At 64.6% G+C, this 20,871-nt stretch carries 22 protein-coding genes, 1 tRNA gene and 1 other RNA gene; 13 read left to right on the forward strand and 11 right to left on the reverse strand.

The annotated features are described in order from the left end of the window. The first annotated feature begins 28 nt into the window (after positions 1 to 28). On the forward strand, positions 29 to 817 hold the full coding sequence (gene panB, locus ACSJJR_RS03110) for a 3-methyl-2-oxobutanoate hydroxymethyltransferase (RefSeq protein WP_435942096.1): 789 nt from the start codon (positions 29 to 31) through the stop codon (positions 815 to 817). 68 nt (positions 818 to 885) lie between these two features. Here the strand turns inward: panB and ACSJJR_RS03115 are convergent, their stop codons facing one another. Next, positions 886 to 1,608: a histidine phosphatase family protein gene (locus tag ACSJJR_RS03115; protein ID WP_435941992.1), complete on the reverse strand. Its 723-nt coding sequence runs from the start codon at positions 1,606 to 1,608 to the stop codon at positions 886 to 888. A 140-nt stretch (positions 1,609 to 1,748) separates the two neighbouring features. Here ACSJJR_RS03115 and map point away from each other — a divergent pair, with 140 nt between their 5' ends. Both map and ACSJJR_RS03125 read left to right on the forward strand, forming a co-directional pair. Next, positions 1,749 to 2,648, forward strand: a complete 900-nt coding sequence (gene map / locus ACSJJR_RS03120; protein WP_435941994.1) for a type I methionyl aminopeptidase — start codon at positions 1,749 to 1,751, stop codon at positions 2,646 to 2,648. 156 nt (positions 2,649 to 2,804) lie between these two features. Continuing rightward, a complete protein-coding gene (locus ACSJJR_RS03125; protein ID WP_435941995.1) occupies positions 2,805 to 3,950 on the forward strand; it encodes a hypothetical protein in 1,146 nt (381 codons plus the stop codon). 123 nt (positions 3,951 to 4,073) lie between these two features. On the opposite strand, the gene rnpB is transcribed toward ACSJJR_RS03125, so the two are convergent. After that, positions 4,074 to 4,453, reverse strand: an RNA gene (gene rnpB, locus ACSJJR_RS03130) — RNase P RNA component class A. Positions 4,454 to 4,500: 47 nt separating this feature from the next. Here rnpB and ACSJJR_RS03135 point away from each other — a divergent pair. Beyond that, positions 4,501 to 5,304: a YaaA family protein gene (locus ACSJJR_RS03135; protein ID WP_435941997.1), complete on the forward strand. Its 804-nt coding sequence runs from the start codon at positions 4,501 to 4,503 to the stop codon at positions 5,302 to 5,304. An 81-nt stretch (positions 5,305 to 5,385) separates the two neighbouring features. Here ACSJJR_RS03135 and ACSJJR_RS03140 read toward each other — a convergent pair whose 3' ends face one another. The 3 genes from ACSJJR_RS03140 to ACSJJR_RS03150 all read right to left on the reverse strand — a co-directional run bounded on the left by ACSJJR_RS03140 (position 5,386) and on the right by ACSJJR_RS03150 (position 7,134). After that, positions 5,386 to 6,117 (reverse strand): zinc ribbon domain-containing protein, encoded by a 732-nt coding sequence (locus ACSJJR_RS03140; protein ID WP_435941998.1) that lies wholly within the window; start codon positions 6,115 to 6,117, stop codon positions 5,386 to 5,388. A 46-nt stretch (positions 6,118 to 6,163) separates the two neighbouring features. Beyond that, positions 6,164 to 7,018, reverse strand: coding sequence for a Nif3-like dinuclear metal center hexameric protein (locus ACSJJR_RS03145; RefSeq protein WP_435942000.1), 855 nt, complete (start codon positions 7,016 to 7,018; stop codon positions 6,164 to 6,166). A gap of 31 nt (positions 7,019 to 7,049) precedes the next feature. Beyond that, positions 7,050 to 7,134, reverse strand: a tRNA-Leu gene (locus tag ACSJJR_RS03150). 364 nt (positions 7,135 to 7,498) lie between these two features. Between ACSJJR_RS03150 and ACSJJR_RS03155 the strand changes: the two genes are divergently transcribed. Further along, on the forward strand, positions 7,499 to 7,696 hold the full coding sequence (locus tag ACSJJR_RS03155) for a helix-turn-helix domain-containing protein (protein ID WP_435942098.1): 198 nt from the start codon (positions 7,499 to 7,501) through the stop codon (positions 7,694 to 7,696). 658 nt (positions 7,697 to 8,354) lie between these two features. Here ACSJJR_RS03155 and ACSJJR_RS03160 read toward each other — a convergent pair. Both ACSJJR_RS03160 and ACSJJR_RS03165 read right to left on the reverse strand, forming a co-directional pair. Further along, on the reverse strand, positions 8,355 to 8,663 hold the full coding sequence (locus tag ACSJJR_RS03160) for a hypothetical protein (protein ID WP_435942001.1): 309 nt from the start codon (positions 8,661 to 8,663) through the stop codon (positions 8,355 to 8,357). A gap of 327 nt (positions 8,664 to 8,990) precedes the next feature. Next, a complete protein-coding gene (locus ACSJJR_RS03165; RefSeq protein ID WP_435942003.1) occupies positions 8,991 to 9,203 on the reverse strand; it encodes a helix-turn-helix domain-containing protein in 213 nt (70 codons plus the stop codon). Positions 9,204 to 9,317: 114 nt separating this feature from the next. On the opposite strand from ACSJJR_RS03165, the gene ACSJJR_RS03170 reads away from it, so the two are divergent. Next, on the forward strand, positions 9,318 to 9,824 hold the full coding sequence (locus ACSJJR_RS03170; protein WP_435942004.1) for a GNAT family N-acetyltransferase: 507 nt from the start codon (positions 9,318 to 9,320) through the stop codon (positions 9,822 to 9,824). Positions 9,825 to 9,933: 109 nt separating this feature from the next. Here the strand turns inward: ACSJJR_RS03170 and ACSJJR_RS03175 are convergent, their stop codons facing one another. Continuing rightward, complete coding sequence (locus ACSJJR_RS03175; RefSeq protein WP_435942005.1) at positions 9,934 to 10,191, reverse strand: hypothetical protein; 258 nt, start codon at positions 10,189 to 10,191, stop codon at positions 9,934 to 9,936. A gap of 199 nt (positions 10,192 to 10,390) precedes the next feature. On the opposite strand from ACSJJR_RS03175, the gene ACSJJR_RS03180 reads away from it, so the two are divergent. From ACSJJR_RS03180 to ACSJJR_RS03190, 3 genes are all read left to right on the forward strand, one after another. Beyond that, the gene (locus tag ACSJJR_RS03180; protein ID WP_435942007.1) at positions 10,391 to 11,536 is read left to right on the forward strand and encodes a hypothetical protein; all 1,146 of its coding nucleotides are present in this window, start codon (positions 10,391 to 10,393) and stop codon (positions 11,534 to 11,536) included. Between the two features lie 135 nt (positions 11,537 to 11,671). Further along, positions 11,672 to 11,893: a helix-turn-helix domain-containing protein gene (locus tag ACSJJR_RS03185; RefSeq protein ID WP_435942009.1), complete on the forward strand. Its 222-nt coding sequence runs from the start codon at positions 11,672 to 11,674 to the stop codon at positions 11,891 to 11,893. 113 nt (positions 11,894 to 12,006) lie between these two features. Beyond that, positions 12,007 to 12,981, forward strand: coding sequence for a hypothetical protein (locus ACSJJR_RS03190; RefSeq protein WP_435942011.1), 975 nt, complete (start codon positions 12,007 to 12,009; stop codon positions 12,979 to 12,981). A gap of 409 nt (positions 12,982 to 13,390) precedes the next feature. Here ACSJJR_RS03190 and ACSJJR_RS03195 read toward each other — a convergent pair whose 3' ends face one another. The 3 genes from ACSJJR_RS03195 to ACSJJR_RS03205 all read right to left on the reverse strand — a co-directional run bounded on the left by ACSJJR_RS03195 (position 13,391) and on the right by ACSJJR_RS03205 (position 16,241). Beyond that, a complete protein-coding gene (locus tag ACSJJR_RS03195) occupies positions 13,391 to 14,773 on the reverse strand; it encodes a hypothetical protein (RefSeq protein ID WP_435942012.1) in 1,383 nt (460 codons plus the stop codon). A 187-nt stretch (positions 14,774 to 14,960) separates the two neighbouring features. Continuing rightward, positions 14,961 to 15,299 (reverse strand): hypothetical protein, encoded by a 339-nt coding sequence (locus ACSJJR_RS03200; RefSeq protein WP_435942014.1) that lies wholly within the window; start codon positions 15,297 to 15,299, stop codon positions 14,961 to 14,963. 471 nt (positions 15,300 to 15,770) lie between these two features. After that, positions 15,771 to 16,241, reverse strand: coding sequence for a site-specific integrase (locus ACSJJR_RS03205; protein ID WP_435942016.1), 471 nt, complete (start codon positions 16,239 to 16,241; stop codon positions 15,771 to 15,773). A 159-nt stretch (positions 16,242 to 16,400) separates the two neighbouring features. Between ACSJJR_RS03205 and ACSJJR_RS03210 the strand changes: the two genes are divergently transcribed. The 4 genes from ACSJJR_RS03210 (at position 16,401) to ACSJJR_RS03225 (ending at position 20,785) form a co-directional block, all read left to right on the forward strand. Continuing rightward, positions 16,401 to 16,712 carry a phosphoenolpyruvate carboxylase gene (locus ACSJJR_RS03210; protein ID WP_435942018.1) on the forward strand — a complete coding sequence of 104 codons (312 nt, stop codon included), beginning with the start codon at positions 16,401 to 16,403 and terminating at the stop codon, positions 16,710 to 16,712. Positions 16,713 to 17,302: 590 nt separating this feature from the next. Further along, positions 17,303 to 18,004: an MT-A70 family methyltransferase gene (locus ACSJJR_RS03215; protein ID WP_435942019.1), complete on the forward strand. Its 702-nt coding sequence runs from the start codon at positions 17,303 to 17,305 to the stop codon at positions 18,002 to 18,004. Between the two features lie 30 nt (positions 18,005 to 18,034). After that, positions 18,035 to 18,220, forward strand: a complete 186-nt coding sequence (locus ACSJJR_RS03220; RefSeq protein ID WP_435942021.1) for a hypothetical protein — start codon at positions 18,035 to 18,037, stop codon at positions 18,218 to 18,220. 1,266 nt (positions 18,221 to 19,486) lie between these two features. Next, the gene (locus ACSJJR_RS03225; protein WP_435942023.1) at positions 19,487 to 20,785 is read left to right on the forward strand and encodes a type IV secretory system conjugative DNA transfer family protein; all 1,299 of its coding nucleotides are present in this window, start codon (positions 19,487 to 19,489) and stop codon (positions 20,783 to 20,785) included. Positions 20,786 to 20,871: the final 86 nt, after the last annotated feature.

Raw genomic sequence — 20,871 nt, forward strand, 5'->3', positions numbered from 1 at the left:
CACGCCCGCGCAGGCCGCACCCCGCCGGGTGCGGGTGCACCACCTGGCTCAGTGGCGCCAGGAGGGCCGTCGGCAGGTGTGGCTCACCGCCTACGACGCGCTCACCGCCCGGGTGCTGGACGAGGCCGGCACGGACGTGCTGCTCGTGGGCGACTCGGTGGGCAACGTGGCGCTCGGATACGACTCGACCCTGCCTGTCGAGCTCGACGAGATGGTCCTGGCGACCCGCTCGGTGGCACGGGCCGTCAGGCGCGCGCTGGTGGTGGCCGACCTTCCTTTCGGTTCCTACGAGGCCGGTCCCGAGCAGGCGCTGGCCTCCGCGGTGCGCCTGGTCAAGGTCGGGGCGAACGCCGTCAAGATCGAGGGCGGGCGCCAGCGGGCAGCGACGGTGCGGATGCTGACCGACGCCGGGATCCCCGTGGTCGCCCACCTGGGCTTCACACCGCAGTCGGTCAACAAGCTCGGAGGCTTCAGGGTCCAGGGCCGGGGCGAGGAGGCTGCCGAGGCGATGGTCGAGGACGTGCGGCTGCTGGCCGGGGCGGGCGCGGTCGCCGTCGTGCTCGAGATGGTGCCCGAGCCTGTGGCGGCGCGCGTGACCGCGTCCTCGCCGGTGCCGACCATCGGTATCGGCGCCGGGGCACGCTGCGACGGCCAGGTGCTCGTGTGGTCGGACATGGCGGGGATGACGGACTGGACGCCGCGCTTCGCCCGTCGCTTCGGGCAGGTGGGCACGGCGCTGCGTGAGGCGGCTCAGGCCTACGGCGCGGCCGTGCGCTCTGCCGCCTTCCCCGCCGCGGAGCACTGGTTCGACTCCTGAGCCCCCTGGGCTCCCGAGCCCCCTCACCGGGGCACCGCCTGCCGGGGCGCCCGGGCGGCGCAGGGCACCTACGCGGTGGGCTCGGGGTGGCTGAGGTCCACGGGCACAAGGGCCACGCCGTCGAAGGCGCCGCCAAGGTCCATGTCGGGGAAGGTCACCCCCTGGGCCGCGGGGTCCAGCGCCCAGGCCAGCAGGTGCGGGTCGCCGTCGGCCGCGGCCGGGTCCACCTCAATGGTGGTGACCGAGCAGTTGGCCATGGGCGCCAGGCGGAGGACGTGGGTACCGAGCCAGCGTGCGGCCAGGGACATGATGGTCATGCCGTGGGAGACGATGAGGACGTCCTCGTCCACGCGGCGCGAGGCCCTCATATCGGCCAGGACCCTGGCCAGGCCGGCGTCGATGTCGGCGAGGTAGTCGGCGGCGGTGATCCCTTCGGGGGCGCCGGGGTGCACGCCGGACAGGACGGCCGGCAGGTGGCTGAAGGGGTCGAGGGCCTGGCGCATACGCTCGTCGGGGCCGCCGTCGTAGACCCCGTAGTCGTACTCGCGCAGTCCGGCGACCGTGAGGAGCGGGGTGCCCCTGTGCCGCTCGAGGAGGATCTCAGCGGTCTCGACGGCGCGCCCCTGGGGGCTGGTGTAGGCGCGTCGGAACGGCACGTCGGCGAGGTAGTCGCGCAGCGCCTCCGCCCCTTGACGTCCTTCGGGCGTCAGGGGGGAGTCACAGCGGCCCTGGGTCCGGCGGGCCTCGTTGAGGACGGTGCGTCCGTGTCGGACGAGGTGGATGACGCTCACGCCCTCATCATATGGAGACCCGTCACGCGCGGGCGGGAGCCGGCACAACGGGCAGCCCGCCACGCGCGCGGGCGGTCGGCGGCCGGGAAGGGCGGGGCGACGCCGGCGCCTGACCACGGGCGCGCTCCTATGCTGGGGCCATGACAACCTCCCCCTCCCCTGTCCCCGCGCTGGCGGACCGCGCCCCCCGGGGCACCCTCACCAAGGGCGTGCTCACGCCTGAGCGGCACGTGCCCCGTTCGATCGCGCGGCCCGAGTACATGTTCCACGACGGCCCTGAGCGGGTGGACGCCCCGGAGGTCAAGGACGCCGAGACAATCGAGCGCATCCGGGTGGCTGGCAGGATCGCGGCGCGCGCGATGGCCGAGGCCGCCGCTGCCATCGCGCCGGGGGTGACGACCGACGAGCTCGACCGCATCGCCCACGAGTACCTGTGCGACCACGGCGCCTACCCCTCCTGCCTGGGCTACATGGGCTTCCCGAAGTCGATCTGCACCTCGGTCAACGAGGTCATCTGCCACGGCATCCCGGACTCAACCGTCCTGCAGGAGGGCGACCTCATCAATCTTGACGTCACGGCCTACGTGGGCGGCGTCCACGGGGACACGAACGCGACCTACGCGGTGGGTGAGGTGGACCCCGAGTCCCGCCTGCTCATCGAGCGCACCCGTGAGGCCATGGACCGCGGGATCCGGGCGGTGCGCCCGGGGCGTGAGGTCAATGTCATCGGCCGGGTCATTGAGCGCTACGCCCGTCGCTTCGACTACGGCGTCGTGCGCGACTACACGGGCCACGGCGTCGGCGAGGCCTTCCACTCGGGCCTCATCATCCCGCACTACGACGCCGCCCCCCTGCACGCGGAGGTGATGGAGGTCGGCATGGTCTTCACCATCGAGCCGATGCTCACCCTCGGCTCCCAGGACTGGGAGCAGTGGGACGACGGCTGGACCGTGGTGACCCGGGACCGCTCACGCACCGCCCAGTTCGAGCACACGCTTGTCGTCACCGAGTCGGGCGCGCAGGTCCTCACGCTGCCCTGAGCCGGCCGTCGCCGGGGGTGCCCTGCTCCCAGGCCGTCGGCGGCGTTGGACGGGTCGGCTGACGGTGACGCAGCCCACCTTACCGGGCCCCGAGGTAGGATGGAGTGCTGTCACGACAGCTCCTCTCGTTTCCCCCCCCGTCCCCGGAGGTATGCCATGGCCCTGCGCTTCAACCCCCCACCGAACTGGCCCCCTCCCCCCGAGGGCTTCGTCCCTCCGGTCGGCTGGCAGCCCGACCCCGCCTGGGGGCCTGCGCCTAAGGGCTGGCAGCTGTGGGTTGACGACGCCCCCGCGGGCGCGGGCGGAGCCCCGGTGGCCGACCCGACCAGTCAGAGCGTCTCGGCGCCCTCGGCCGACCAGGTCGCCCCGGTGGCCTCTGAACCTGAGCAGGCGCCTGCCGCGCAGACGGCGCCAGCGCCCCCGGGCGTGCCGGGACAGCCGGGCCTCCAGCCTCCGGTGACGGGCGAGCACGCCCCGGTACCTGCCTATGCGCCGACGTCGAGCCCCGTCGGGGCGGGCACGCACCAGCCGCAGGCCCCGGCCCCCTACCAGCCGGGTACGGCCCCCCAGGGTCTCGGCGCCCCACCGCAGGCGGCCGGCTGGCAGCCTCTCGACCTCAACAGGCCGCAGGCTCCCGGCCCGGCACCTGTGACGAGGAGGTGGTGGTTCTGGGCGATCATCGTCGTGGCCGTCCTCGCCCTCGTCATCGGCGGCCTGTTCGTGGCGCTCACGGGCCGCCGGGGCACGAACGCTCCCGCGCCGGCCGCCGTCGGGACGCAGCAGCACAGCGCTCCCGCGCCAAGCGCCTCCGCCCGGCCCACCGCCTCCGGCACGACGCAGGGGTGCCGGCAGGGCAGCTCGCAAAAGTGCCCGGACAGCTTGCGCACCCAGTCCCTCACGCTCACGGCCTCGAGCTGGGCCGACGACCCGGGCTCCACGGTCGATCTCGTCTTCGGCGACGTCGTGTGGGACGGCACCGAGCAGGTGCGCGCGGGCTCGGAGCTCGGTTTCGAGGAGCCCGGCGCGGGCGAGGTCTACATGCGTCTGCCCGTGACGGCCACCTACCACGGCAAGGGCTCGCTCAACCTGTTCACGCTGAGGTTCACGTACGTGCGTGACGGCAACAGCTTCTCCCCGGAGTTCGTCTTCTCCCCCGACGAGCTGATCGACCAGTCGGCGCCGTACGACGGCGGCTCCGTCACCGGCTACGTCACCTTCCTCATCCCGGCGGAGTACGCCCACTCCGGCGCCTTCGCCATCTCCTACAACTACGAGGACGAGTACTGGGTGGCCGAGCAGTGACGCCCGGGTGACACGGCGCTCGTCGGCACGGGGGGCGGCGGTCACCCACCTGAGGGTGGGGACCGCCGCCCCCCCTGCGCGTGCCTCAGGTGCCCGGGCGCGCCCGCAGCGAGGCGATGGGGCGGGACGAGCCGACCTGTACGCCGGGTTCTGTTGCCGCCGCCCGTTGCCGGCACGGCGGTGGCGACCATCCATCTTGGCCCACCGTTGCCGGTGGGCTCACGCGACCTACCCGCTGACTCGGACGAGCAGCCCTCAGGCGTCAGCTGTGCGGTCTTGCTCCGGGCGGGGTTTGCCTAGCCGCCCCAGTCACCTGGGGCGCTGGTGGGCTCTTACCCCACCCTTTCACCGTCACCGGCGGGTCGCCCCGTCGGCTGTCTTCTCTCTGTGGCACTGTTCCCGCGGGTCACCCCGGGTGGCCGTTAGCCACCGCCCTGCTCTGTGGAGCCCGGACGTTCCTCGATCCGGGGCTGGCCCGGTACCGCGGCCGCCCGGTCGGCTCGTCCGCGTGAGGCAGTCTAGCCGAGCTCGTAGGCCGTAAAGTGCGCTCGTGCTCATCCTCCTGCCGCCCTCCGAGGGCAAGACCTCACCCGTGTCGGGTCCCACACTGGACCTCGCCCGCCTGCTGGGTGGTGAGGCGCTCAGCGCCCCCCGGCGGCAGGTGATGACCGCGCTCGCACACGTCAGCGCCCTGCCTCAGGCAGCCTCCCTGCTGGGTCTGGGCCCGCGCAGCGCCGGTGACGCGGCACTCAACCTCCTCCTGGAGCGTGCGGCCTGCGCCCCGGCGCATGCGCTGTTCACCGGGGTGCTCTACGAGGCCGCAGGCATGGATCGCCTGGGAGCGGACCCGGCCGCCCGGCGGGTGCTCGGCAGGCACGTCCTCGTGCTGTCCGGGCTGTGGGGGGTCCTGCGCGCGACGGACCTCGTGCCCGACCACCGCCTGTCCATGTCCACGTCGCTGGAGGGCGTGGGGCGGTTGGCCTCCTTCTGGAGGCCGTGGCTGACCCCGGTGATCGAGGACCTGGTCGAGGACGGGGTCGTCATCGACTGCCGCTCAGGTGCCTACGGCCCCGCCTGGCAGCCGAGGCCTGCGCGTGCGGTGGCGCTGGCACGGGTGTCAGTGGTGGTGGAGCGCCCGGACGGCTCCCGCAGGGTGGTCTCCCACCACGCCAAGCACTTGCGGGGCCTGCTCACGGGCGCGCTCGTGCGGGCGCTGGCCTCGGGTGAGGTCACAGCGTCGGCGGACGTCGAGGCGGTCGCACAGGTCGCGCAGGGCCTTGAGCCGGTGCGTCGTGTCGAGCTGGGGGCGGCGGACCGGGTGGGCCGGCGCGATCTCGTGCTCGTGCTTGGCTGAGCGGGCGCCCGGGGCGGGGCCTCGCACTGTGCTCCGGGGCCGGCTGCGCCGGGTGGGGGCTCGTGCCGGGTCCCGCGCGGCTCAGTCCTCCATGCGCACGAGGATGACGTCGTTGTCCTCGGCGTGGATCACCTGGTCCTGGGGGGCGGCCGCGATCCGGGCGTGCTCCTGGGGACTGATCTCGACGTTGCCGTCCACGCGGCGCCCGTAGAGCGCGACGGCCCCCAGGCCCCCGGTCGCGCGGCGCACGTCGTCGTACTCGGCCAGCAGCGCGGCCGGGATGGTGGCAGCCAGGGCGTCGCGGCGGCTCTGGGTGTCCTGGAGCGCGGCGTCGATGCGGGCGAACTCCGCGTCGCGCTCAGCGGTGAGCCCGCGCCCCGTGGCACGCACCTCCTGCTCGGCCTGGGCGAGCCGCTCGACCTCGGCCTGGGCGTTGTCGAGGGCCTCCATGGCGGCGAGCTGCGCCTCCTCGAGAACGCCCTGGCGGCGCCCGAGCTGGTCGATCTCACCCTGGATGGCGCTGAGGTCGCGGGCGGCGGCGGTGCCGGAGGACAGGCGCTCGCGCAGGGCGGCGGCACGGCGCACGACCTGGGCAACCTCCTCGTCCGCCCGCGCGGACTCGCGCCTGGCCTCGGCAAGGGCGGCCGCGGCGACGACGGCATCGCGCTTGTTGGTCCTCAACGCGCCCACGGTGGCCTCGATGCGGGCGAGGACCGGCAGGCCACGGCGCTCGTGGACGAGCCTGGCGAGCTGGGAGTCCAGCCGCTGGAGGTCGATGAGCAGTCGCTGGTCGCTGAGGGGGGCGCTCGTCACGGGGAGTCCTTCGTCGACTGGTAGGTGGGCTCGGCGGGCCGGCGTCCTAGGAGCCGGTGCTCAGGCGCAGGGTCCAGGGGTCGGTGAGGACCTTCGAGACCCGCGTGGTGAGTGTACGTCCCCTGTGCGCGGCCCCGGCCTCGAGCCGGGAGGCCAGGGGGGCCAGGCCCACCCACTCGGTGGCCCAGTGGGTGCCGCACAGCAGGTAGGGGCGCCCGTCGGCCAGGTGGTCGGTCGCGGGGTGGTGACGCAGGTCCGCGGTGAGGAAGACGTCGGCTCCCGCCTGGCGGGCGGCGCCCAGGAGGGAGTCGCCTGAGCCGCCGCTGACCGCGACGGTGCTGACCTCGGCCTCGGGGTCGCCGCCGACGAGCAGGCCGGGGGCCGAGTCGGGCAGCACCGCCGCCACGCGCTCGGCCAGGGCTCGCAGGGTGGTGGGCTGCTCCAGGCGCCCGACGCGGCCGATGCCGAGGGCGGGGTCGGCGCTGGACGGGGACAGGACGGTGGTGCTGGTCAGGCCCACGGCCGCGGCCAGGGCGTCGGCGTTGCCTCCGGCGGCGCAGTCCCAGGTGGTGTGGGCGTTGGCCAGGGCGATGCCGGCGCGGATGAGGCGGTGGACGCTGCGGCCCTTGCCGGTGGTGGCGCTGACGTGGTCGGTCCCGCGCAGGAAGAGCGGGTGGTGGGTGATGACCATGTCCACGCCCACGCTGATGGCCTCGTCGATGACCGGTGGCAGCGGGTCGACGGCGAGCAGGACGCTGCGCACGGCGTCATCGGGGTCGCCGCAGATGAGCTGGTTGGAGTCCCAGGGCTCGGCGAGCTCGGGTGGGGCGGCCTCGCGCAGGATGCGGACGACGTCGGCGACGGTGAGGGGCGGGCGCTCGCCGAGGGCTGTGGTGCTCATGGGGCCAGGCTATCTGCGCCCGGGCCGGCGCTGGTGCCCCCGACGGGGCTCGAACCCGTACACCCGAAGGTATCGGCTTTTAAGGCCGCTGCGTCTACCGATTCCGCCACGGGGGCTGGGCGCTCCCAGAAGGTCCGGGGGCTGGTACGCCTTGGCGAGCTCAACACTAACAACTGGTCGAGCCTGCTGGCGCTACGCGACAGGTTGCTGGCTGGTGGCGATCGCGACACAGGTCACCCGGGCGAGGAAGCTCAGGACGCCGTCACGCATGATCTCGGTAGCAGTGCCGCCACCACCAACGACGACGACACCCATCCTGCTGACGAGCCGGGACCTAGCGTAGCGACCCGCATACGCCACCCCCAGTATCGCCCAGCGACCAAGCAGCAGCGTCAGCAAGTGCTCGACCTGTACCGATCAGGCCTCTCGATCCACGAGATTGCCCAGCAGGCCGGCGTCAACCGATCATCGGTCAATCGCATGTGCAGAGACGCGGGCCTGAGTCGCAAACCTCGAGGGAACGAAGTCCAGCGACACCGGGCACGTGCCCTACGCGCACAGGGCCTCACTCTGGCTCAGGTCGCTTGGGAAGTAGGATTCAGCAGGTCAACCATCCAACGTTGGTTAGCCGACAGCTACGACATTCCATCAAACCATGAACAGGACGACACTCAGTGAAATCGTCAATAGTCGCATCTTATTATACGGGCGTAAGTGTACTTGATACACCTCGACATGCATGACGGACCCCTTAGTGTGAAACGATGCGACCGTGAAGCCGAGGTCGGGTCTTCTGCGGGTTAGCCAACCGACACCTGTTCGCCAGACTCCTTATTCCGACGACAACTGTACTCCTGACAGTGTGCCAAGAAAGACATCTTTGTCGCCAGCCGTGCTCGTTTGCTGTACTAGTGCTGAGTGGGAGAATGTCCGCACCGGCATGACATCATCGCCACTAGTACAGGCAAATGACAACCGGCAGCCAAGAGGTTGCTTTAGCAAATGATTCGCCCCAAACTGCTATCGAGTCAATTCATGTCGAAGAACTCTGAACTAAGAAGTTCATTGAGGCCGTCAACGAGCGCCCTCCGAGTGACTTTGGATGGCTGATAGTCGTAGTCTGGAGCCAGGTCTTCAAGAACTCGTCTTAGTGCTTGAGATCTCTGGCAAGCGGCGCAACCAGAGTAATGGTCGCAGCCGAGCATCATTATAAGTCTCGATGCCGTAACCGAAAGGACGCTTCTTTTATATAGCCAAGAATTCAACTCTATACGAAGACTATGAATGAAATCGAAATGACCGGACGGTAACTCCATACATTCCAACTATAACACATCTACCGTTTATCCCTCCATTCATTGATAATGAATTTTCCGCGTTCGTCAACCACTAGGTGCCAGTGCCCGCTGTTGTCGTCTTTGTCGAATACAAGAATGTCAGTTGTGAGTTCTCCGCTGCGATGGTCGAAACCGTTTTTGATCTTCAGAGTGATTCCATTCTCCTCAATAACCTCCTCGCGTCCGCTCTCTGCAGACGCTCGCCTAGCTGCGCGCTCAGCTACTTGACGGAGAGCCTGGCGCCCCAGCTCTCGCCGCTCTCGCTCCTGACGCTCAACTACTCGTCGCCCGATGGCCACGTAGTTCATGCGATTCAGTGTCGAGTCTTGCCAGTAACCTCACGGCGACCTCCCGCTTTCAATCATCCCGAGGTCATACAACGCCTCTAATTCACGCTGCTTCGAAGAAACTTTACCAATGAACCCCAGTAGTCCCATGCCAGAAGCCTACCTGCCATGGAACACGATGTTGGATATTTCCGGGCTCGTAGTGCAGCAACCTGAGCGTGACGTACGCCATGCGCCTGAGCACCCTCAGGCGCGACACAGCCACCCCCCCCACGCCATCACCAGCATCGCGGCGCCGCAACGATCGTCATCTTCATCTTTCATAATGGAACCTGGCGAGCGAATGTCTCAGCCCATCAACTCCCGCGCCTCCACGTCCAGTTTCTCTGCGATCTTCTCCACGCTCTTCAACGTCAGGTTGCGCTCACCACCCTCGATGCCACCCATGTAGGTACGGTGCACGCCGAGGACCTCGGCTAAGGCCTCTTGGCTCAGGCCACGCTCCAGCCTGTAGGCACGCAGGTTCCTACCGACTGCCTTCTGGAGATCGCCAACAGCCACGGGCTCAAGGCTGGAGTTGACGCTACTTGCTGGTCTACAGACTTATGAGTAGCATCGGGAGTGCCACAACCTCGCCCAAGCGCCTCACGCGGCCAGCCAAGGAGGGAGCGATCGATGACCGTCACCCTCCACGCATTGGCCGAGCAGCACATCCCTCAGATCCTGGAGGCCTGCCAGGACTGGGAGGAGTTAGCTCAGTATGGCCCGCCGTACTGGCGCCCTCGCAGTAGTGCCGAGCTCCGACGCAAGATTGCCGACACCGCCGGCCCACAGCCCGCCACGGCGTACACCTTCGTCTTGGCAGACGACAGCCATCTCGTCGGCGAGGTGTCTATCCATGCAATCGACTGGCGCAATCGTGTCGCTCAGGTCGGCGTCTGCATCTGGCGCCCGGACGACCGCGGGCAAGGATACGGACGAGCAGGCACAGAAGCCGCCATCGTCTGGGCACTGGACGAGCTCGGGTTGCTGCGGCTCGAGGCTTGGATTCTGGCAGGTAACGGCGCATCACAGACACTGTTCACTAGCCTCGGCTTCGCGTTCGAAGGCACGCTGGCCGGCCGCTACCGGCGTGGCGGAGCACAACAGGACGTCACTGTCTACGGATTGGTGCGCAGATGAGCACCGCCTGTTTGCCTGACGCTTTGAATAGTTGGCGTTGACCGCCCATCAGCAGAAACGACACCTGTCAGTATGACAGGGTGAACGCCTACGCCAGACCGACCTGGTTTTACAGGGTCTGTCGATACGGCACGCCGACCTTCGGCGCAGCCTGTTCGATCCACTCTTCGTGTAGATCCAGTTGATGATTGATCGCACTCTCCTCAGTCTCGCGAGACTCTTGCTGACCATAGAGATGATCGATGTGACCCTTGAGTTCATCGAGCTGCTTCTCGACGCCATCGAACCGGGAGTTCAACCGATCTTCCATAGCGTCGATATCATTACGGAACAGTCGATACAACTTCATTATTTCATTATCATTCATACATCTCCATAATAACCCAAGCACGAATTCGACACAAGATCAACTTAAGCACCTCTCCCCCAGTAAGCATTCACCGAAGGAACAACATCACGGCTGATGCCGCGCCGTAGCGCCAACCACCTATTTTGCGGTACGGCGAAGCCGACATTCGTCACTATCTGTTCATTTCCGCTCATGTTTGCTACAATGAATTACGGTAATGACGAAAAGAAGGACAAGCACAACATTGATCCACCGCCTCCGCAAGGCCAAGGCGGCCCTGCTGGCTATCTCCCTGACCCTGGCCGGTATCCTGCTAATGATGCTCAGTGGCTGGCTGGACCACCTAGACCTCGGCTCGTGGGACTGGCTGCACTCGCTACCGCTGGGTGAACTCGGTGGCACGCTCTTTGGCGCTGGGTTGCTGTCCACCTTGTTTGAGTACACCTTCCGCCGTGATCAGGACGAGGCCACGGTCGAGCAGTTTCGTCGGATCATTCATGAGCAGGCTCCCGCTATGCGCGATGCGGTGATCGAAGGTTTCGCGATCCACCCTGAGGACCTGGAGCGAGTTGCTAACCCCAATCTGCTGGACAGTATCGCTAGCAACGTCATGTCGTTGCGCCTTGGCGACGAGCAGTTCGCCCGCGAGATCTACGAAGATATTCGTGACCAGGCGATTCGGGCTGCTGAACGTTGGTATGACGTTGAAGTCCGAGTCCGGCTCTCTAGTGCACTAGAGAGGAGTACCATAGGTACTCCTCTATTCACCGTTACAGTGGAATGGGAATACGCCACGATTCCAAGTGGCCCAGTACGGCGCTTTGCCTGTGTCTCGGACAGGGAAGAGTATCGCGAGCTCCTGCTCGACCTACCCGCGACCTCCCCGTGGCTGATGAGGCCGCGGCCGGGCATGGATGCCGCCAGCAAGGACGCCTACGAACTCCTCGAGCTCACCGTCGATGGCCGTCCACAACCGATCCGCCGCACCGCTCGCAAGACCGGCCAGACCTACAGCGTCAACCTCGACGCCGCCGCCTGTAGCGGTGAGCCGGTCAGGATCCGCCAGGTCTTCCGGACCGTCACGCCGACCTGGGGCCACCGCCTCTACCTACAGCTCCCACAGCCGGCCCGGGGTTTCTCTCTACAGATCGACTACACGGATACCAACATCGCCGAGCTCACTGTCACGGACAACGTCGCTGGTGGCCGCACCGTACAGATCAGCCACAGTCCGGCCGTGGCGGCTGGGAACGTAGCCTCAGTCGATGCGGCAGGCTGGTTACTGCCCAAGAGCGGCTTCTCCGTGACCTGGACGCTGCAAACCGAACTGCCCCGCGATGGGCAAGATCGCGAGGCAGCGTAAGAGCCCGTCCAGGCTCTGCTGGGATCAGTCGCCGCCGCCCTGCATAGTGCTCACCTCCTATGGTTCATCTGGCACTCCCGATGCTACTCATAAGTCTGTAGACCAGCAAGTAGCGTCAACTCCAGCCTTGAGCCCGTGGCTGTTGGCGATCTCCAGAAGGTGGTAGGCAGGAACCTGCGTGCCTACAGGCTGGAGCGTGGCCTGAGCCAAGAGGCCTTAGCTGAGGCGCTCGGCGTGCACCGTACCTACATGGGTGGCATCGAGCGTGGTGAGCGCAACCTGACACTGAAGAGCGTGGAGAAGATCGCAGAGAAACTGGACGTGGAGGCGCGGGAGTTGATGGGGCCTCGCAACTGAGGGTTGCTAGATGCGGGTACGGGCTGGTGGGGCGACGGCCACACTTCGGTAAGCGATACCGCCGCGGCAGCCGCCACCGTATACGTGTCATGCGTGCGTCGTACGATCGACGCATGACCGCAGCAGCTGACAGCTCAAGTGGGACTCACACCGATCTCTTTGGCGCCAGTCAGAGTCTCGCAAGCACGACTCAGATAGCGCATAGCCTCAGCATCCTCAAGCCAGAGAACCTGAAGGGTCTCGACACGGTTATGTCTACCGTGGCACGTGCGCTCGAGTTGTCGCCGCAGTCTCTAGTGGCCACCGAGACGTTGAGTGCTCTCGCCACGTGGAACCGTGCTGTCATGTCTATTTCACAACCTGTGCTGAGTGAATCCGCTAGGCAGGCTATGACGCGGTCGGTAGCGGCAGCAGCCGGACTCGATGCGTTCTCGACCAACAACACCGCTCTCACCACCGCTCTTTTGAAGGACTACGAGCCAATGCGCGCCGCGTTAACTAGCCTTCAAGACAGTGTGGTTCGACTCACTAGGCCAATGATTCCCGATGAGTCCCTTACAGCGATCGCCTCGGCGCTTGCTAGCATCAACGTCTCGATCGAGGCAAGCACGGCCACAGCAACAGCGCAAGCCGTGACCAAGCAACTCATGTCAAACGGCTCATACGAGCAAGTCGCTCGTCAATTGGTCGGAAGTCTCGGAATCGCGAACGACCAAGAACTGCCATCTCACGCATTTGACATCGATGCGGCAGCATCCTCAGCATCGTATGATCTAATTTGCAAACACGCCCCTGAAATTGCGACTCAAATCGACGAAGCGGCGGACCGGGTCACGACATCGTTCTTGGGCCGGAGTTGGGTGCGTTACTCAATGGCTGGCTTGGTACTGACCCTGATCATCACGGCGTGGGTGCTTACAACTCCCAACATCGACATCATTCCCCAGCCGTGGCGTAGCGTGCTTCGATCGTCAGTAGAAGGTGCCGCGGTGGGCGTGCCCGCAACACTTGTGATTGCACGGAAGCCCGGCAAGAGCAATCGCAGTGATCATACGGGGACGGACACTGAAGAAATGAAGCGCGAGTGACGCCAGGTCACTTTCATCACCAGCGAGTGAACCATTGCCACACCTAGCCCAAACCTCGATCACCACCTGGACTAGGCTAAAACTACGTCGGAAGACAGATTGGCGTGAAGGTTACCTCGACGATGCAAGTAGCGGTGGCAGTTGCTGGCCGCCAAACGCTCCCCAATGACCCTGCCGACCACACTGATTTTGCAGCACTCCAACAATAGTCGCGACCGGACGATCAGCATCGAGCATTGCGGTTGGCAGGTGAGCATTGCCCTATCTTCCTACAACTGTACGCTCTGCCGCCTGTCGGTCTCCAGACAGACGACCCGTCCGCCGCCCGCATAGGAGATCCCGCCTCCAAGTGATAATGCAGCGGGTAGTGAGCACGACTATCGCGGCCGTAAGCAGACCCGGGTAGGACTCACCTCAGGTTCGCCGGTACGTACGACCAGGGGTCCTGAGAAAATAAGCCATAAGCACCCCCAACAAGGACGCTAATCGCCAAAACGGTAAGACCGGCTAGCCACGCGCCTCTGTATCTTCGGCTGCACTCGTGGCGCCACGTCTCCACCCTAACAACTTCAAACAAGAAGAATGCGATCAGCGACCACTCGAGCAAAATCGTCGTCATTACGAATCTGCATTGATCGACGCTCAACTTTCCGCAAGTATTCCATGTTGAAGTGATCAATGCGAACAGGATAGCGCCAAGTACACCCAGTACGAGCAGCAGGCGTCTAAATCCCAAGGCAACGCTGACAGACTCATGTTCATCGTTGAGCGCAACGTATGACGCGATCAATGCTGGAAGAAGAGCTGCGATAGTCACGGCGTCTGATACGTCTTTAGACGCCTTTTCTATCAGATATCCGTAAGAAATAGTGCAGACGACAGAGAGCGACACGATCGACCCAATTAGCGCAGGAAACGTAAACAGGGCGCGCTTTACGTTCAGAAAGAGTCTCGGTCTCGCCACTGCATAGTCATCAACGGGCTCCACCTCATCGTCATCAACAGGCGAAGCCCTACGATAGAATGATACTATGTTACCGCTGTATTGAACTGTCATGTCTTCATCGGATGACACCATCTCTGGGCGCATACCTGGCGGTACAACAAACCTGAAGTGTGTGCTGATGTCCGGGTCAAGAAACTCTTCAAATCCAATTACTGGAGGGCAAATTCCATAGAATGACAACCGGCGACGAATTCCGTAAACCAACTCTCGAAACCCGCGCGCAACACCTTCCGTGCCGTTGTGCCCCACTCCCCACGCAGAAAGCGTCTCGATCCACCGAATTTTCAACACGCCGCGAGGAACAGATCGAGAAGCCGGCATGCTTACGCACAGAAGGAAACCATTAGCGAACCACTTGATAAGGTCGCGAAAACTCTCGTTTCTTATCCAGCTATCCCATTCTGTGGTAGAACTGTCGATACGACCATTGCACTCGGCAGCCGCATCAAGTTTATCTAACGCGTCCGATACGGTCTCTTTATCTACGCCCAGCAGGATATCGTATACGAGTTGTATAGTCGACTGCTCGACCCTATGTAAAGGCACGCCTATTTTATTTAGTTTGCCGAACAAAATATAGCATGCAATGCGCGTGTTTTCCCTGCGAGTAGCTAGGCAGGCGCCAGCACCCCACGGTCCTTGAAGGCTAACAGAAACAAACGGCCGCCTCCCGAGACCGTCTAGAGGGACGACCATTTGGCCAAACTGCTCTTCGAGGCCAAACGACTGAAGCCTGGCGAAGTCTATATCATACGAGAAGTGGCAGCGGAGCGAATTGCTGTCCATCAACTCGTAGGTGCGTACCCTTCTGACTAACCATTCCTGTTGGCCGTCATATGCATCGGCATAATTGCGTGCGTATGCTATGAGCGAGTTGCAATCAGGACATGCACGGTTAGTCGCCCCCACTGGTTGTGGCGTCTTTATGAGACGATCGCGCCTTTTAGCAAACACGAACTTCTCTCACCGTCAACTACGATGCCATGTCATTGATTTGATCTTGCGGTTCCCTTGAATTCGTCAGTTTGGGTATCGGCGTGTTTGTTTGGCGCGGTGCGTTCCGATAGTTGGTCGCTGGGACAAACCGCTTACGCGAATCCTTTTTGTACTTGAGCTTGCGCTTCAGAATCCTCGCTCGCTTCTCTTCAAATGTCTCAGTCTTATCCTTCTCGCGGACTCTGTCTCTTGTTGCTAACTTAGGCATTGGGTTCCAGTCCTCTTGCAGCAGCCGGCGCGCGATGCGTCCAAACGCTTCACGGATCGCGCGTTGACGCTTCCTTTCGTTGTTGCTCGTGTGCTCAGGGTTCTTCATAGGAGCATGCCGTGTAATTGTTTATACCCATAGTATACAACAATTAATACCGGCGTGTCCATAGCCGTTGCATGTCAGCGCACGCAACGGCTTCAGTTGGTATGTCGCATGGTGGTTCTTCTGGTGGATGCAGAGGTGACGTTTGTGGTGCGGTCCAGGCCAGGGATGCTCGCTGAAGGGATGCAGCGGTTTTGCTGCGAGAGCTCACAACGTGCTGTGCGGACGTCCTTCGGTGACGTCCACATGTTGTTGCCGGTCATCAGCACCCTGGTGCTGCCGGGCTCGCGACCCATGGCAGAGTAGTTTACTCGTCACTGGTGCCGTCCGCGCGATTTCGTGAGCGAGTTGTGTCGCGATTGGGCGGTGTCGCGGGGTTTGGTGCTGCCTGCCAGCCGCCTCTGGGGCTGCCGCAGCGGCGTGTCCGGCGTGTGGGAAGGCTGCCCTCCGGCTAGCTGAGGAGTCACCGCTGGCTCAGGTCTGGGGGCCAGCGTCTTGCTCCAAGCGTGCTTGGAACTTGTTCCAGGTGACCATGCGGCGGCGGATCGTGTTCTCGGAGTACTTGCGGCGGCGGAGAAGGGCGCGGTACTGGGTGAGGTCGCGTTCGGTGAGGTTGAGGATGTCTTTGTTGCGTTGGATGGCCCATTCGAAGATGTCTTGGAGGTCTGTCCAGTAGGCACGGGCGGTGTGGTAGCTGTAGTCGAGGAGGATGTCTTCGCGTAGTTCGAAGAAGCGTTGCCAGCGCTGAGCAGTGTCGGGGTCGATGTCTGGCGGGAAATCCATGAGGTAGTCGGGGTAGCGGCGGACGTCTGTGGGTGCGTTGGTGCCGGTTGGCGTGCCCGGCTCGGACTCCGTGCTCGTTGGTGGAGAGTCGTTGGCGGGTTTGGCTTGTTCTGGTGCGACTGAGGCCTCGTGGCGTGCTGGGTTGTCTGGCTGGTTCGGCATTGGATGATCATGCCCTTTCGGCGCTCTCTTCGGTGTTATCACGCTTACGCTTTACGCCGTGGTTTCAACGGTTTACTTTCGATCGTGTCCGCATCGGCTGTTATCAGCCTCGCCGGATGGGCCGGGCGGGTCGGGCGGGCGTTTCGGAGAGGATTGACCATGTCTGGTGAGCTGATTTCGCAGGTTCCGGAGGCGTACGGGACAGGGGTCATGCCGTTCCAGGCTCCGTCGTCGCGGGCGGTAGCGCGCAGTACTCGGCGTGAGGTGGACACGGTGCTGGGACGAGCCGAGGTGGCTCATGCCCGGGATCAGGCACGAGCGGTGCTGGCCTCTGGGGCGCTGAGCAACACCACCGCGCTAGTGGGTTTGGCGGAGCAGTGCTACACAGCCGCTCCTGCTGGCGCGCCGTACTACGAAGCCATCATCAAGGCCTACGGGCTGGGCGCTGCCCGGGCTATCGCCGGCTTCTGAGTCCGGGCACTGAGGGAGGGTGGGCGTCATGGTCTGGGCCCTGGGTTCCGTCATCGGACTGGCGGCGCTGTGTCTGGTGGGCTGGGTGGCGTGGTTCGTTTGGGACGAGGAACGCTACCGCAAAGCCAGGTGGCTTCCGCGTCCTGGAGCACCGCTTCATTCAGTCTCGGGTAGCGGCCCGGAGACGGAGCAGACGGCGGTGATACGCCGAGCGGTCGAGGTCAAGCGTCATCAGGACACGGCCGCCCTGGAGGCGGCCCTGGCGATGCTGGAAGTGTCCCGTTCTTTCCGAGACGACCAACCATAGGCACTAGTAACGGCGTGTAGATAGCTCCTCGACCACCTCGGCCGCTTTCTGTTCAGGGTTGTTGTGAAAAAAACAGCAGACGCTCTGCCTGCCCTTATTCGCACCCATCCAGTATCGCAAGCGAGGGTTGGCGGTCTGGCAGCCCGTTCTTACCTCTGCCTGTTCAGAGAAATAAAGGGCGTCGTGTCGCCTGAAGTTGCGCGACCTCGCCCCTTGTTTAGGTGCGACAATTATGCAAAATATGGGGCATAGACACGTAATTCACGAAAGGAGAAGAACGCATATGAATGTTGACAAGATCAAGGAGACCAATACCGGTCACGACATGGCGGAGGTGCCAACCGGTGGTTTCCGCACTATCCTTGCGGACCCACCGTGGCCGGCTCAGGGTGGGGAGCGGTATTACCGCACCATGAGCCTGGAGCGGATCATGGGGCTGCCGGTGGCTGAACTGGCTGCGCCGGACGCGCACCTGTGGCTGTGGACGACCAATGCGCTGCTGCCTCGGGCCTACGAAGTAGCCCGAGCCTGGGGGTTCACGGTGCGCAGCCCGTTGACGTGGGTGAAGTTCCGCCTGGGGCTCTCGGGCCCCAGCCAGTTGCGCAACGCGACCGAGCACCTGTTGTTCTGCACCCGGGGTCGGGCACCGGTGGGGTTCCGCTCCCAGCCGACCTGGTTCAACGCCCCGGTTACGGAGCACTCGCGGAAACCGGCTGAGCAGTTCGCCATCATCGAGCGGGTCAGCCCGGGGCCGTACCTGGAGTTGTTCGCTCGCCGTCGGCCGGAGTCCCGGGCCGACTGGGCGGTATGGGGCAACGAGGTCCCCTCTGATATCCGTTTGCCCGGCTATCCGGTCCCGTGTTACGCCCAGCCAGATAGTGCACCTGAATCTGAGCCCCAGACAAGTAGGGCTGACGTCACCGCGACCGCGCCAACTTCCAGGACCGGCGGGTGCCCACCGGACGTATCGGAGGGTTTGTCGTGAGCAGGCAGCGTGTGAAAGGAGCGAGGTGTCTTGAGCGACTCGAGGAGCTCCCTGTCTGGGAGTCTGCTGCGCGCCGGCGTCGGCCTGGTGTTCATCGCGATCGGGCTGAAGTGGATCGTCGAGCTGCTGCAAAGTGCCTGGATGTGGCTCGTCGGAGGGCTCGTCATCGTCGCCGCCGTGACGGGGATCGCCCGGTGGCGGCGCAGCCAGTGGTGAGGCGCCGGAGGGCTGGACCGTGAACCGCCCAAGATCCCGCCGGGGTGGGCGACCGGCGGCCTTCCGCACCGTCCGCCTGGTACCACTGCACCGTACAGGGCTGGATCACCGCGAACTGGCCCGCATCTTGCTCGCCATCATGAGCAACAGTCATGACGGCAGCGGAAATAGCTCGGTAGTTGAGGGTGCCAACAATAGCGGGTCGTCAGCCCAGTCGGACGACCTTGGCGTTACCCCAGCCAGTGAGGGCACAACCACTACATCCATAACTTCAGCCATCTCATCTGCCAGGCGGACAATGAATGAGGAGAGGCGGTTATGAGCCGAGAATCCCGAAACTCGCTGCAGTGGCGTCAACTGCATCTGGCGCTACCGATGAGCGTCGAAACTGCGACCCAGGTGGTAGAGCGGTTGGTAGTGGATGCTCATCTGGGGCATCTGGTGATGGAGGCCCGTGCTACTGGTGGACGGGTACGTTACCTTCTGGGAGCAAAGTCTCACCAGCATCTAGATGACATTATCTATCATCTGTCGCCTGGCAGCCGCACCACTACACTAACCTCCAGTCGCACCCTGGTGAATGCAGCACTACGGCTGGGAGTACGCCGGGCGAGCCTGCCGCTATCGAGCGAGCGGTTGGAAGCCGCGGCTCGGGCAGTCCTGGCTGCCATGGCCGCCGCCGGGGATGGTGAGGAGCTGGTCATCCAGGTCCACGTCGGGCGGCGTTACCAACCTTCCCTGAGCACAGGCGAGACTCCGCCAACCGGATGGCTGGATCTACTGGGGTTGCGTACTCCACCAGCAGGCAGCGAGACCACTCGACAGCGCCGCGCTCACACTGCTCGGCACCGGGCGGGAGTAGGTGTCCGCCTGGGTGTCACTGCTGCCACAGCATCAAGGCGGCGCCTGCTACTGCAGAACCTGCTAGGAGCGTTGCGGGTTGCTGAGAGCGCCGGGGCGCGCTTGCACGCCCACCCCGAAACTCCGGATCGTCTGAACCACGCCCGCCGCCCGTGGCGTTATCCGCTGACCTTGAACGCGGCGGAGATCCTGTGCCTGAACGGCTGGCCAGTCGGGCAGACCGACCTTCCCGCAACTCCGGGAGCCCATCCCCGGCACCTACCGCTGCCCGGGGCGCGGGACCGCAGTCGTGTATTCGCTACTGGCACCCAGGAGCAGAGCGATCAACGTCTGGGTATCAGTATCGGAGATGCACTGCTACACACCGTGCTGCTCGGACCGACAGGTGCCGGCAAGTCCACCGTCATGGCCAACCTCGCCTTGGCCGACATCCGTGCCGGGCGCGGGGTGCTGCTCATTGACCCCAAGACCGACCTGGTTACCGATCTACTGTCCCGCATCCCACCTGAACGACACGGGGACGTGGTCGTCATCGATCCCACCAGCCCGACGCCGGTGGGACTCAACCCGCTGGCCCCCGGTAGCCGTGGTCGGCGTCCTGAGGTAGTAACCGACACCGTGCTGGCGACCTTCAAGACACTGTTCGCTGATGCCTGGGGCGTGCGCATCGAGCAGGTCCTGACCGCAAGCCTACTAACCCTGGCTCGCACCCCGGACGCCACGCTGGTGGATCTGCCGCTGCTGCTGACCAACCCCGCCTACCGGCACCGCATTACCGCCACCGTGGCGGACCCGCTGGGCACCAGGCAGTTCTGGGACACCTACGAAGCCCTGAGCGAGGCGCAGCGCATGCAGTGGATTGCCCCGGTGCTCACCAGACTCCAGACCTTCCTGATCCGACCCCAGCTTCGCAGCACCCTGGGACAGTCCGCCCCGTCCTTCAACCTGACCGACCTGCTGACTCGCCGCCGCATCGTGTTGGTCTCTCTCAACAAGGGCGTTCTGGGCACCGAGTCCGCCCGGCTCCTGGGCAGCCTACTGATCGGACAACTGTGGCCGCTCGTCCTAGCCAGAGCCACCATACGCCCAGAGCGGCGTCACGTGGTCAGTATCTATATCGACGAGGTCCAAGACTACCTGTCTCTGCCCGGAGACCTGGCCGACGCCCTGGCCCAGGCCCGCTCCTTAGGGGTGGCATTCCACCTGGCTCACCAGTACCGCGCCCAGCTGCCACCACGCCTACGGGCCGGGATCGATGCCAACGCGCACAACAAGATCATCTTCGGCTTGTCCGCTACCGACGCCGCCGAGACTGCCCGCCTCGTCCCAGGACTGGAGGCCGCCGACTTCCAGCTGCTGCCACGATTCGGCGTCTATACCCGTACCGTCCACCGCGGGCAGGCCCAGCCCTGGGCGAGGGCCACTACTTTGCCGCTGCCTCCAGTTATCACCGACCCGGTCGAGCTGCGCGCCGCCAGCGCCAGCCACTACGGACAGGACGCCCATGAGGTCGAGGCCAGCCTCCTCAGTCGCCTCGGACTAACCCCACCAACGACACCCAACCTCACCGACGGTACCGCCACTGGTCGGGCGTCCGCAGCGCCGGGGACGGCCGTACGTCCCGGTGGTGGGCTGGTTATCGGGCGCAGACCTCGCACCAACTCACCCAAGTCAGACGCCAGCAGTCAAGAGGGGACGCTATGAACCGTCATCGTATGGGGCCATGGAGGCGACGCGTCGGTCGACGAACCGCCCGACCAGCCGCTGCAGCCGCTACGCCTATCAAACGC

It is taken from the genome of Actinomyces sp. W5033, assembly GCF_051303165.1.